The following is a 13,312-nucleotide window of genomic DNA, read 5'->3' on the forward strand; positions in this document are numbered from 1 at the left end:
GAATGCGATCCATGTTAGCCAAAAAACCAAGAGGTGCCACTGAAAAGCGCAAAAAAAGTAGTGCGTCAGGCTTATTATGGATGTTTGTTGGCGCAGTATTGACGCTGATGATTGGGGTGTTCTTATACCTATCACCATGGTTTAATTTTAGTCCTACTGGTAGTGCTGCAGATCCCAATAAGCAAATACAGCAAAGAGTGGATCCTGATGCCGATAATAGCGATTACGAGTTCTATGACATTTTACCCAATCAAGAGATGGCAACCATCCCTGATGAAGAGTTTGACAAGACTGATAGCGATCAATTGGGTCAAATTACAAACTTTGAACCCGATGTGATTGTCAATCAGGTTGACGGTGACGCGCCGAGTGGTAACGATGGTGCAGGTAATATCTCTGAAGGTAGCAATAGCGAGCCAAATACTGGTGAAGCCACCGGTAATGATGACATTGTTGTCGTTGAAGAAGACTCGACCTATGATGGAGCGCCAGCAACGGGTAATACTGGTACAAGTGCAAATAAACCCAACACTGGTACAGCTAATGTTCAAGCGGCCAAACCTGCTGCAACTTATATTTTGCAAATCAATAGCTTTGGCGATGCTGATGAAGCCGATCGTCGCCGTGCACAAGTATTGATGGCGGGTGTTGACGCCAAGGTCGTCAAAAATACTACCAATAATGGCTTGCCTATCTATCAGGTTATCTCACGCCCGATGAATAGTCGCCAAGCGGTAGCTACTGCTCAGCAGCGCCTGCAAAATAACGGTATTGATTCTATTATCGTTGAACAGCGTCGTTAGTTTTAAATTGATTTATTGTCTATAAAAAAGCGTCAAAATGGCGCTTTTTTTATACGTTTTTTTTGCTAATAGTAGGGTATTTTTTTAAGCTCAATCCACTATATCAAGCTTTTTCAAACGCCATTTTATTAAAAATTTAAAGAAGAGTATTGCTATGACGGTATCTGATTCAGCAGTAGGTAAGCCAACGCCGATTAAAAGATTTTTCCAAAAATACTTTATTGATGCTTTTACTGGCATGGCATTGGGGCTATTTGTTACCTTAATTGCCGGTCTGATTATCTCGCAAATCGGTGGCTGGTTAAATATACCAGCATTGATTGCGGTTGGTAAACTGGCATCAGTGCTCATGGGCGCGGGTATCGGCGTCGGCATTGCCTATTATTTAAAAGCACCAACATTAGTGATGCTCAGCTGCTTGGTCGCAGGAATGCTAGGCGCACATTCTGAAGCTTTGATGGCAGGTAATCTGTTTATCGCGCAAGAAGCTGGTCCTGCCACCTTTGTTGCGCTACCGGGTAATCCGATTGGGGCATATTTGACCTCCGTTTTTGCTTATCGAGCCGGCACGTGGGTCGCTGGCAAGACCAAGCTTGATATTTTGTTGGTGCCGCTGATGGTTTGTAGCGTGGCATTGGTCGTGTGTATGCTATTAAATCCACCAGTCGTCGCAGCGGTAAATGCAATTGGTCAAGGTATTCAAGCAGCAACGACCCTTCAGCCATTATTGATGGGTATTGTGATTGCGGTAGTGGTAGGTATATTGCTCACTATGCCGACATCTAGTGCGGCGATTTGTATTGCCATTGGACTCGGTGGTCTAGCGGGTGGTGCTGCCGTGGTCGGTTGTGCGGCACATATGATTGGCTTTGCTGTTGCCAGTTATAAGGATAATGGTTTTAGTGGGGTCATCTCTCAAGGGCTAGGGACGAGCATGCTACAAATCCCTAATGTGCTCAAAAAGCCGGTGATTTTATTACCGGCAGTCATTGCTAGCGCTATTGTCGGTCCCATAGCGACAGTCGTGTTCAAACTAGCTTGTACGGCGACAGGAGCCGGTATGGGAACGGCAGGGCTAGTAGGCGTATTCGGCGTTATTGAAGCCTCGCAAGCACTTATGAGTCCCGTACAGTTATGGACGGCAATTATATTATTGATGTTTGTACTACCAGCGGTGATTGCAGGAGCAGTCGCCCATATCATGCGCCGTATGGGCTGGCTGGTTGATGGTGATATGAAATTACCTTAATAGCTAAAATGTTATAACGATAGAGACAACAAAGCCTAGCAATTGCTAGGCTTTTACACAAATAAATATGACGACTATAAGATCAGTTTACGCCGATTCATTGACGATTTTTTTACTACCTTTATGCTTCTTGCTACCTTTTAATTGACGAGTCAGCTTCGTAATATCATTCAATACTTTACTATAGCGTGCTGGGAAAACCCGTTGAACCGCATCAATCATCTTAGCATCATTACCGATCAAGCAGCGCGGCTGATTGGTTGCCGCTGCTGCCAAAATGACCCACGCCGCATCATTGGCATCGAACTTCAAGAATTTATTAAAACTTCTGATGGCGTTAGGACCAGCACGCATACCGATATCACTAATACTCTCGTTGCCACGTGCGCTATTGGCGATATTGGTTCTGATACCGCCCGGATGGATACAAGTCGTTGAGACACCGCAGCGTTGAATATCAAGCTCTTGGCGCAGACTTTCGGTAAAACCACGTACCGCAAACTTGCTCGCATTATAAGCGGATTGTGAAGGTTGTGCGGTCAAACCAAACAAGCTTGAGATATTGATAATATGACCGTTTTCATCGAATTGACGTGATTTATTATCGCTCTTAGCAGCGCTGCTACTGGTTTCGCTAAGCTTAACGCTGTTTTTAATCAACGGTAAAAAGGCTTTAGTACCATAAACGACGCCCCAAAAATTGATATCCATGACCCATTCAAGCTCATCGATACTACTACCTTCAACGGTCGAGTATAAAGCTACCCCAGCATTGTTAAACACAAAATTTACTTTGCCATGATCAGCCATCACACTGTCAGCCCACTCATAGACCGCTTTTTGGTCAGAGACATCGAGCACGGTAACTGTACTCTTAATATCATAACCGCTAAGCAATTTTTGCGTTTCTGCAAGTGGTTCTGGATTGAGGTCTGCTAAGGCAACGTGACAACCCATCTGTGCTAAATGTAGCGCTAAAGCGCGTCCCATACCAGAACCTGCGCCTGTAATAGCCGCAACATGACCTTTGTAGAAATTATGAATATCTTTGCTCTCGTTAGTATTAGAAGAGTAAGCTCTCAAAGAGGGAGGCAGATACTGACGTAGAGCATGAGTTGTAGCAGTTAAGTGACCAATCATAATGAACAATCCTTTGTATTATTGAGGGTGTTTGTTGACCTTATTTTAACATGAATTACTCATAGCTCGGTTTATCATCTATATACGCTACTGTCATTTGACGAAAGTTAAAAGATAAAAAAGGGCATCGAAGCGATTGGCTTGATACCCTTTTTTTTCAGATTTAAACAAATTAAGCGATTTCTGGCGTTTTGCCTTCGTTAATTACTTGCTCATCAACGAGCACAGTCTTCGCATCTTTCATAGACGGTAGCTCATACATCGTCTCAAGGAGTGCGTTTTCGACGATAGAACGCAGTCCACGAGCACCCGTTTTACGTGCCATGGCTTTTTTGGCAATGGCATCAAGCGCTTCTTTGGTAAAGGTAATGTCAGCGCCTTCCATATCAAACAGATACTTATACTGCTTAACCAAAGCGTTCTTAGGCTCAGTCAAAATTTGCACCAACGCTTCTTCATCAAGCTCGGTAAGAGCAGCAAGGACAGGAAGACGACCGATTAGCTCAGGGATAAGCCCAAACTTAATCAAATCTTCAGGCTCTACTTTTTGTAGCAGCTCTGAGCTACGTTTGCTATCGTCTTTTGAGCTGACATCAGCATTGAAGCCAATACCTGTTTTTTCAGTACGCTGCTGAATAACCGCATCAAGACCGGCAAACGCGCCACCAACTATAATTAAGATATTGCTGGTATCAACTTGGATAAGCTCTTGCTGCGGATGCTTACGACCACCGTGTGGCGGGATAGCAGCAACTGTGCCTTCGATAAGTTTTAGCAAGGCTTGCTGAACGCCTTCGCCTGAAACATCACGGGTGATAGAAGGGTTGTCGCCTTTTTTGCTGATTTTATCAATCTCATCGATATAGATGATGCCTTGCTCAGCTTTACTCACATCATAATCTGATGCTTGTAGTAGCTTTTGCACGATGTTTTCAACGTCTTCGCCGACATAACCTGCTTCGGTCAAAGTTGTGGCGTCTGCCATCGCAAAAGGCACATCAAGCAAACGAGCTAAAGTTTGCGCCAGCAAGGTCTTACCAGAACCGGTTGGACCAATCAGCAAGATATTACTCTTTGCTAGCTCGACCATCGCATCATCAGCGCCAATTTTGGCTTTTTTGCTGTCATTGGCTAAGGTTTGACTAACCTTCAGACGTTTATAATGATTATAAACGGCAACGGCTAGGGCTTTTTTGGCAGCGTCCTGTCCGATGACGTATTCATCAAGCTTGGCGCGCAATTCTTTTGGCGTTGGCAGCTTTTTATTGACCCAAGAGGTGTCAATGTCGCTATCGTCATCACCATGTTCGTCAGTGTCGGCAATCAGGTCAGTACATAGTTCAATACATTCATTACAGATATTGGCATCGTCAGCGGCAATCAGCTGCTTTACTTCGCTTTTTTCTTTGCCGCAAAACGAACACTGCGGGGTGTTATCTTCTGCCATATACAGGCGCTCCTAAAATTTTATACTTATAAATATTCTGATATTTGCATCAATGCTTAAGTGCTTGATATAGTACTTAAGCATCACGGCAGGGCTAGATGGATACGGTTGCTAATATAGTAGCGATTATAAAGAAGTAGGGCGACGCTCTAATACTTCATCAACCAGACCGTATTCTTTGGCTTCTTTCGCATCTAACCAATAATCACGCTCAACATCTTTTTCAATTTTCTCAACTGGTTGACCGGTACGCTCAGCCAAAATCTCGTTTAAACGTGCACGAGTTTTTAGGATTTCACGAGCATTGATTTCGATATCAGTTGCCTGGCCTTGTGCGCCACCTGAAGGCTGGTGAATCATGACGCGAGCATTGGCTAATGCGTAACGTTTGCCTTTTTGACCAGCGGCCAGCAAGAACGAGCCCATGCTATACGCACCACCCATACAGATAGTCGATACTTCAGGTTTAATAAAGTTCATGGTATCAAAAATTGCCAAGCCAGCACTGACTGAGCCGCCTGGTGAGTTGATATATAAATGAATGTCTTTATCAGGGTTTTCAGCTTCTAGGAATAGCAACTGCGCGACGATAAGGTTGGCCATATGATCTTCGACTTGACCGGTCAAAAAGATAACGCGCTCACGCAATAGACGTGAAAAAATATCAAACGAGCGTTCACCGCGCGCTGACTGCTCAACGACCATCGGAACTAATGCGGCTTGAGGCGCGCTGTGGGTGTGTTGTACATCGTTGTGCGCACTCATCAGCATATCAAAATGCGGGTTGGCAGTGATGCGATCATAATCTGTCATAAAAATATCCTGTTTATAAATATAAAAGAGTAGAGGCTAGCAAATCGTTAATTTTTTATAGGTGGTTATCATTGTAAGCATTGCTGGCTGGTAATAAAAGCTATCAGCAAATAAAACCTATTAGGCTAAGTAAAACTATCTATCGCACAAGCAGCTGAGAAATCATGACGATTAATGGCAAAGTTAATGCTAGCTACTGAAAATAATTGAGCTAATGGTAACTTTTTTATCAGCGTAATAGTAACTTTTTAATGTGACAAATGATAAATGACTCCCTATTAATAAGGCGCCTATAGCCATTTATCAAGGGTGTGGTCTATAAACTATTTATAAAGATAGCATATAAGCCGCAAATAAAAATGCCCTAACAATTTTGTTAGGGCACTCTATTACAGCATTTCTAGTGCAATCTTAGCAGTCATTGCCAATGAATGGCAAAGGCTCGCTAGATTACATCGCTTGTTGCTGTTGTTGCTGAGCCGCCAATAGGTCTTGATAGCTCACTTCTTTATCAGTCACTTTACCTTGACCGATTAGATAATCAACGACTTGGTCTTCTAGAACCACAGACTCAATGTTGGCGCGTTGTTGCTTATCAGTGGTGTAGTACTCGATGACTTCTGCTGGATCTTCGTAGTTTTCAGCCGCTTCTTTGATGAAAGTCTCAACGCGCTCTTGATCTACTTCTAGACCTTTGGTGTCGATAACACGAGCAACGATGATGCCAAGACGTGCAGCACGTAATGCTTGTTCTTCGAACAATTCATTCGGTAGCATACCTTTATCGAAGCTATCAGCGTTTGCACCGAACTGCTGAGAGAAACGTTGCATCATCATGCTGCGTTGACGGTCGATTTCTTGCTCTAGCATGGCGTTTGGTACATCAAACTCGTTCTTTTCTAGCAAGGCATCAAATGTTGCTTGTTTTACTTGGCTACGCGCTGCATTTTTGATTTCGCGTTCCATGTTTTTGCGAACGTCGTCTTTTAACTTTTCAACGCCGCCTTCTTTAACACCGAATAGCTCAAGGAACGCATCGTCGATTTCAGGTAGCTTAGATTTTTCAACCAATTTTACGTTGATTTTGAACTGCGCTTCTTTACCCGCTAAGTTTTCAGCTTGGTAATCTTCTGGGAAAGTGACGTCGATAACTTTTTCTTCGCCAGCTTTCATGCCTTTGATACCTGCTTCAAAACCAGGAATCATTTGGTTGCTACCGATAACCAGTTTGAAGTCTTCAGCAGAGCCGCCTTCGAACTTCTCGCCATCGATAGAGCCTTCAAAGTCAAACGTTACTTGATTGCCTTTGTCCGCTTTACCTTTTTTCTCAACGAATTCTTCACGTTGTTTTTGTAGGTTTTCGATCATCGTATCAACGTCAGCTTCATCAACCTTAGCAGTATGACGCTCAACTTCGATTTCATCGATACCTTGTACATCAACTTCTGGGAAAATTTCAACGGTCGCTTGATAAACTAAGAAATCATCTTCAAGTTTTACGTCGTCGATGTTAGGCATGCCAACAGCACGGATATCTTCAGATTTAATTGCTTCAAAAACGGTATCACGGATGACATCGTTGATGACTTCTTGTTGAATGCCAGCACCGTACTGTGAACGGATATGGGTCATAGGGACGTTGCCTTTACGGAAACCGTCAATTTTGGCAGTTTTCGCTACTTGACGAATACGACCTTCAACTTTGTTTTGAATCTTTTCAACGGGTACTTTAACCGTTAGCTGAGTTTCTTTGTTAGATAACTTGTTGGTTGTGACTTGTAAATCTGTAGCCATGTTGATTACACCTTTAGGATTAAATAGTACTTTGGATAAAAGAGTACTTAGGGTTAAATAGTAATAGACAACCATGCTGCAAAATACGCGTGTGCTACTGGTTGCCGCTGGAATAAATAGGGGATAGTGATAGCTATTTTACCACCAATACCTTGAGCAATCGCCTTTGGCACTGATATGAAAAATGATAAATCTTAATGGACGCTATCGAATATCAATATTAAACCGTTAATAGGTCGCATAATAACGCTTTTTGACGAATAATACAGACAAATAACGGCTTTCAACAAAATTTTAAAAGTAGAACAGTATAATCTATCTGATTATTAAAGTAAAAATTATCTCTTTAATAGGGGCATGCACGATTTTTGCAAGTCTTACCATAGTCAGTCCTAGGTAAAATAAGTATAAATCTTACAACGCCCTACTGGGATAAGTTTTTCTTGCTTGCTGTGCCTGCGCAGACAGAGGCGGCGCAAAACTTATCCCAGTACCAATGTCAGTGGCACTTTGCTTGTTTTATAGTAGATCGACTATATCTGCTTAGAAAATATAACTATAACGCCAGTTGCGCCAATAATTGCTCAATTGCCTGACCGCGATGACTGATACGGTTTTTATCGGCAGCACTTAAGCTTGCCGCTGTTGCTTGTAACTCTGGCAACCAAAATAGCGGGTCATAACCAAAACCGCCATCACCATGAGGAGATTCTAAAATCTCACCTTGCCATAAGCCTTGCGCGATAATCGGTAGCGGATCGTCGGCATGACGAACCATTGCTAATACGCAAACGAACATGCCTTTAATAGACTCATTAGGGTGCTCGTCGCGAATAGGCTGCAAATCAGCGATAAGCTTTTCATTATTTTTACTATCGTTGCCGTGCTCGCCAGCATAGCGCGCCGAATAAATCCCTGGTGCATTGCCTAATACGGGTACGCAAAGTCCAGAATCATCAGCAATCGCAGGCAATCCACTAATACGACTGGCATGTCGCGCTTTTATGATGGCGTTTTCGATAAAACTCAAGCCATCTTCAATCGCATCGTCGATATTCAACTGTCCTTGCGGCACAACCGTCACATCTAAATTTGCTTCGGCAAACAATCTTTTAAACTCAGCTAACTTGCCTTTGTTATTACTGGCAAGTACCCACTGATTATGAGTTGTCGGTTGATTAGAAGATAGCGAAGTACTGATAGCGCTCATTGGGTCTGTCCCGTTATATAATGATAAAAATTATGATCTGATTTTAACTGTTAGCTCTGTTCTAATGCTATTATTTATGGGTTTGTCATTTACGCAAATACTTACTAAACCTGACGTTGAGCATTGCTACGCGGATAGTTGATAAATAACGACTGGCTATGCTAGTTGCATTTTTCATAACATTTGGTAACTGATATTTGTCGCCACTATTGCTATAATAGCTGCCAAGCTATCGTGAATTATAGCTTATAGCTTGTGAATATTAAGTTAATAAATGCTTATAAAGTCAAGTATTTGGCTTTTGGTTGTGCAGCAAGAAAAAAATAACAGTCAACAAGTTCATTTTGGATTCATAATAATACGTGATATTGTGTTAAGGAATAACACGTACCAAACGATAAAATTCATTTCAAACAATAAACTCAGCCAATTTAGCTCGCTATTTTATAGGGTTTTTTGCGCGGTAAAAATAGCGTAAAATCCAATTTCTATGATTAGTTCATATAATATTAGTTTCTATAAATCAACGGCTAAACAGCAAGGATAAAATAATATGTCAAAGATTACACTACCAGAATTACCATATGCAAAAGACGCGTTAGAGCCACATATCAGTGCCGAAACGTTAGAATACCATCATGACAAGCATCACAATGCATATGTGACTAAATTAAACGAATTGCTACCAGGTTCTGGTCTAGAAGACAAAACTTTGTCAGAAATCATCGTAGCGACTGCTAAAGATGACAGCAAGCAAGGTATGTTTAACCAAGCAGCCCAAGTATGGAACCACACTTTCTATTGGAACTGCATGACCCCAGACAATGGCGGCGGCGAACCTACTGGTGATTTGAAAGCTAAAATCGAAGAAGATTTCGGTAGCTATGATAAATTCCGTGAAGAGTTCAAAAACGCAGCATTGACTCAGTTTGGTTCAGGTTGGGCGTGGCTAGTTGCTGACAAAGTTGGCGGCAAACTGTCTATCGCTAAAACAGCTAACGCTGATACACCACTTGCACATGACCAAGTAGCGGTATTGACTTGTGACGTATGGGAACATGCTTACTACATCGATTATCGTAACCGTCGTCCTGACTATGTTGACACGTTCCTAGACAAACTAGTGAACTGGGACTACGCCAATGCGAAATATAAAGGTCAAGATGCTGGTGTTGAAGCGTAAGCTTTAAAACTTAATGTTTTGATTGATAAAAAAGGACGCTGAGAGGCGTCCTTTTTTTGATTTTTATATATTTTAAAGCATAGAAATCTCCATTTCAGAAAGAGAGGTAGGGTGCACTCTACTTTCAATTAGAGAAGTCAAGTCTTGTGCTTTAGTAACTAATTCCCTCAATACCTCTACTGATAACTTAACTTTAGTATTTTCTTTGTCATAACCTGCTCGGTGTACACAATGATGTCTAATTACAACAGCCTTAAATAACCAGCTAATATCACCAAACTCACAATCCAAAACATCCTTATACATAGGTTTTACTTTTTTAAGATCATGAAATATTAAGTCTTTTAAGTAAGTAGCAACTGTGATCTTCAGCTTTTCTTGTTCTTCAAAAATTTCTTTAAGGGTAAATTTCATTTTTGAAAAAGTAGGGTCAGTCTCAATAAGCTTCCTAGTTAACTCTTCAGAGTTAGTTACCTTCTGTATGAAGGTAGAAGATAGATAGGCTTCTACTGCGGCAACTACATGACCATATAACATAACTAATAAGCTAAAATAAGCTTCTGAATCAATGTCAGCTTCAAGAATTTTCTCAACACTTTTTATATGATTCTGAAAAATATCAATTTGAGTTTCGCTTTGAATTAACCATGCCAATTCATCTTCATCATAATCTGATTCTGGGAAGTAAGGCATTCCAAAACTTACATCGGTATTTCCATCGCTTATTACATAACAATCAGCTGCTGAAAAGGTATTTACTACAAGTACTTCATGTTCTTTCTCACAAGATGTACAGCTGATTTCTTCATAATGTTGACTGGCACTATCTTTGTTCTGTTCAGCCATAAAATTAGGTGCTGGTACATAAACTGTTTCTTTTATCCTCTCGCCACACTCACATGAAAATGATATATCCATTAGCATCATTTAATAAGTACTCCTCTAATAATGTTTTGATTCACATATTTATATGACTTTATATACTGTAGTCCATACGTATATGAGAAATATAGTTTACCAATCAAGAGGAGATCAAATTATTCTGGTTTAGTAATAATTTAAAGAAAACATTAATGACCTTGCTCCATCTTTAAGTGACGAACCGTGTGGTGATAAATGCAATTCACAAAACCTCAAACCCAAACTTACCCAACGCCTCTCTTAACATCGCAATATTATAATATGCATGCGCATTGACGGTATTTTGAAAGAAAATATATAACGTATCAAAATGCTGACGCTGATTGGCAATCGCTTGCGCCCAATCATTCATTTCTGCTTCGCTATAGCGATAATCATGACGGTCGGCAGCACTCATCGCATCCCACCAGTTTAGATTATTACCATGCATGCGCAGATAGCCAGTGCGCTCGGTAAATATCAGCCGTGACGGCGGTAAGCCGCTGACTTTTGGGTAATCAACACTACACCAAATCAAACCTTGTTTGATAAAGCTATCGACTACTTGCGGCGTATGCCAACCGTTATGACGAAACTCAACGGCTAACGGATAATCTTTAAACCAGCTGACAAGATTGGCGAGATATAAACGATGCTCACGAGTACGGTCAAAGCCGTGTGGGAATTGCAGTAGTAGTGGGGCGAGAGCATTGGCTTCGATAAGTGGTGTTAGCGCAGTTAGGAAAGCTTGCGCATGTTCGGCAGTGCCTTTACGCGCATGAGTAAAGTCTTGATGGAGTTTGACGGCAAATTTCAACTCACTGTCTGCTTGCACATAGGCTTTATTGACCATGCCTGCAAAGGCTTTTTGCCCGATAGGTGCGTAGAAGGTGCTATTAATCTCGACCGCGCCATATTGCTTGGCGTACTCACGTAAGAAGTCAGTTTTTTTGGTGCCAGTAGGGTAGAGCGTGCCGAGTAAGTCGGTATCGCTATAACCGCCAGTGCCGAGATAAATAGTCTGCGATGCATTAACTAGTTGATTAGAAATATTTTGGTTTGAAGGAATGGAAGAAGTAGAATTACCAGTAGTCATAAATTAACCACGCATCATTTAAAATATCAAAGTTAGAATAGCAAGGTAGATAAAGCCATTAACCATAAGATAAATAGCAGCGTTAATGATAGAAATTGTGCTGCTGATCCTACGTCTTTACCTATTTTAGCTAATGGATGTTGCGCCGTTGAGGTATGGTCAATACTGGCCTCTAACCCTGTATTAAATAGCTCAACGATAATAGATAAAAAGGAGGCGATAAGCAGAATCATTTTTATAGTAATGGTTAAAGGGATGAATACGAGCGCAATGAGCAACGCTAAATTGAGCCAAAATGCTTGTCGAAAAGCGGCTTCATTTTTATAGGCCGCCATAAAGCCATCGGCAGAGTAGCCAGCTGCTTTAACGATTCGCCCAAAGCCTGCTTTGCCTTTGGCATTATCAGCGAAGCTTGCAGCGGCTTCCGTTCCCGCATCTGGCGTATGAGCAGCATGGTCATGATGCTCGTGATGATTGGGCGGCTTAGGCGAGCGAGAAATAGGCTGTTGGTCAGAGTTTGGCTGTTTAAGGTCGCTCATATAGAACTCTCAATCATCGTTATAGAATAGCGGACAGTTTAGCACGCACAAACTTACTTTTGTCTAGCCCAAAGCCATTCGATAAGTGCCATCAGCGCATCATTGTCTTTATTACCACTCAGTTCGCGAGTAAGTGCGGCACGTCCATCATCAAATAGAGATTGTGCGTATTTGGTTGCCTCATTAACGCCCATTAATTTTACATAAGTAGATTTGTCTAATTTTTCATCGCTGCCGGCTGGCTTGCCAAGCGTATCAGTAGAGGTGGTGACGTCTAAAATATCGTCTTGGACTTGAAACGCAAGACCAATATGCTGCGCACACTCTTGCAATGCCATGCGCTGAGGAGCCGTCGCACCTGCACATATACCGCCCATTAGCATTGCCGCTTCAATTAAGGCACCGGTTTTATCACGGTGGATAGCTTCTAAATTGCTTTGTGAAATACAAATAGTCGCTTCGGCATTGAGGTCAAGCATTTGACCGGAGACCATGCGTCTGGCACGTGGGGCAAATATAGCAAATAGCTGGCTGGCGATAGCTGAATCAAAAGGTGCGAAGGTCGGCATTTCAGCAGTCAGCACTTCAAAGGCTAGCGTCTGTAATACATCACCTGCTAGTAGTGCGGTAGATTCTTCAAAGACGATATGAGCGGTTGGCTGACCACGGCGCAGCTCGTCGTCGTCCATACAGGGTAAGTCATCGTGTACCAATGAATAGGTATGTAGTAGCTCCACCGCCAACGCAGCGCGTCGACACATATCATAATCTGAGTCGTTTTCTAACAAAGCTTCTAAACCATCAGCGTTAGCCATGCTGTTTTTATTATGAGTGGCATTATCAATGTCATTATGAGCATTAGTACTAGCAAAGGCGCTAGCAACCAATAACGGACGCACCAATTTACCAGTACCTGTCATCACATAACTGCAGGCGTCAAGCAGCGGACTTGGCAGCTCAGCGTAAGCAAATAATACGTCAATATCTTGGGTAAGTTGCGTGCGCACATCATGATGAAACTGTTTGGTATTTATAAAAGGCATAAAGCAGCTATCTGCAAGGTTTGGCGTAAAAGAAACAGTCATAATCCAACCATCTATCAGGTGAATAATAAAAATATCGTTAGTGTAGCATGATA

Annotated in this window: 12 protein-coding genes; 3 read left to right on the plus strand and 9 right to left on the minus strand. The window is 42.0% G+C overall.

Annotated features, from left to right (window positions below; translation table 11 throughout):
• Nucleotides 1-11 precede the first annotated feature (11 nt).
• Both ACMHKH_RS09635 and ACMHKH_RS09640 read left to right on the plus strand, forming a co-directional pair.
• The gene (locus ACMHKH_RS09635; RefSeq protein WP_413520421.1) at nucleotides 12-803 is read left to right on the plus strand and encodes an SPOR domain-containing protein; all 792 of its coding nucleotides are present in this window, start codon (nucleotides 12-14) and stop codon (nucleotides 801-803) included.
• Between the two features lie 154 nt (nucleotides 804-957).
• Nucleotides 958-2,052: a PTS transporter subunit IIC gene (locus ACMHKH_RS09640; RefSeq protein ID WP_413520422.1), complete on the plus strand. Its 1,095-nt coding sequence runs from the start codon at nucleotides 958-960 to the stop codon at nucleotides 2,050-2,052.
• Between the two features lie 87 nt (nucleotides 2,053-2,139).
• Here ACMHKH_RS09640 and ACMHKH_RS09645 read toward each other — a convergent pair whose 3' ends face one another.
• The 5 genes from ACMHKH_RS09645 to rdgB form a co-directional block, all read right to left on the minus strand.
• Nucleotides 2,140-3,096, minus strand: coding sequence for an SDR family NAD(P)-dependent oxidoreductase (locus ACMHKH_RS09645; RefSeq protein WP_413520446.1), 957 nt, complete (start codon nucleotides 3,094-3,096; stop codon nucleotides 2,140-2,142).
• Between the two features lie 268 nt (nucleotides 3,097-3,364).
• Nucleotides 3,365-4,639, minus strand: a complete 1,275-nt coding sequence (clpX, locus tag ACMHKH_RS09650) for an ATP-dependent protease ATP-binding subunit ClpX (RefSeq protein ID WP_413520423.1) — start codon at nucleotides 4,637-4,639, stop codon at nucleotides 3,365-3,367.
• 126 nt (nucleotides 4,640-4,765) lie between these two features.
• Nucleotides 4,766-5,452, minus strand: a complete 687-nt coding sequence (gene clpP / locus ACMHKH_RS09655) for an ATP-dependent Clp endopeptidase proteolytic subunit ClpP (protein WP_413520424.1) — start codon at nucleotides 5,450-5,452, stop codon at nucleotides 4,766-4,768.
• A gap of 450 nt (nucleotides 5,453-5,902) precedes the next feature.
• Nucleotides 5,903-7,246, minus strand: a complete 1,344-nt coding sequence (gene tig / locus ACMHKH_RS09660) for a trigger factor (protein WP_413520425.1) — start codon at nucleotides 7,244-7,246, stop codon at nucleotides 5,903-5,905.
• A 556-nt stretch (nucleotides 7,247-7,802) separates the two neighbouring features.
• Complete coding sequence (rdgB, locus tag ACMHKH_RS09665) at nucleotides 7,803-8,456, minus strand: RdgB/HAM1 family non-canonical purine NTP pyrophosphatase (RefSeq protein ID WP_413520426.1); 654 nt, start codon at nucleotides 8,454-8,456, stop codon at nucleotides 7,803-7,805.
• A gap of 553 nt (nucleotides 8,457-9,009) precedes the next feature.
• Between rdgB and ACMHKH_RS09670 the strand changes: the two genes are divergently transcribed.
• On the plus strand, nucleotides 9,010-9,639 hold the full coding sequence (locus ACMHKH_RS09670) for a superoxide dismutase (RefSeq protein WP_413520427.1): 630 nt from the start codon (nucleotides 9,010-9,012) through the stop codon (nucleotides 9,637-9,639).
• 72 nt (nucleotides 9,640-9,711) lie between these two features.
• On the opposite strand, the gene ACMHKH_RS09675 is transcribed toward ACMHKH_RS09670, so the two are convergent.
• The 4 genes from ACMHKH_RS09675 to ACMHKH_RS09690 form a co-directional block, all read right to left on the minus strand.
• Complete coding sequence (locus ACMHKH_RS09675) at nucleotides 9,712-10,566, minus strand: hypothetical protein (protein ID WP_413520428.1); 855 nt, start codon at nucleotides 10,564-10,566, stop codon at nucleotides 9,712-9,714.
• A 196-nt stretch (nucleotides 10,567-10,762) separates the two neighbouring features.
• Nucleotides 10,763-11,635: a DUF72 domain-containing protein gene (locus ACMHKH_RS09680; protein WP_413520429.1), complete on the minus strand. Its 873-nt coding sequence runs from the start codon at nucleotides 11,633-11,635 to the stop codon at nucleotides 10,763-10,765.
• A gap of 32 nt (nucleotides 11,636-11,667) precedes the next feature.
• Entirely contained in the window at nucleotides 11,668-12,174 is a 507-nt protein-coding gene (locus ACMHKH_RS09685; protein WP_413520430.1) for a diacylglycerol kinase, read from the minus strand.
• Nucleotides 12,175-12,227: 53 nt separating this feature from the next.
• Complete coding sequence (locus ACMHKH_RS09690) at nucleotides 12,228-13,259, minus strand: polyprenyl synthetase family protein (protein ID WP_413520431.1); 1,032 nt, start codon at nucleotides 13,257-13,259, stop codon at nucleotides 12,228-12,230.
• Nucleotides 13,260-13,312: the final 53 nt, after the last annotated feature.

Source organism: Psychrobacter glacincola (assembly GCF_965118485.1).
GTDB lineage: Bacteria > Pseudomonadota > Gammaproteobacteria > Pseudomonadales > Moraxellaceae > Psychrobacter > Psychrobacter glacincola_D.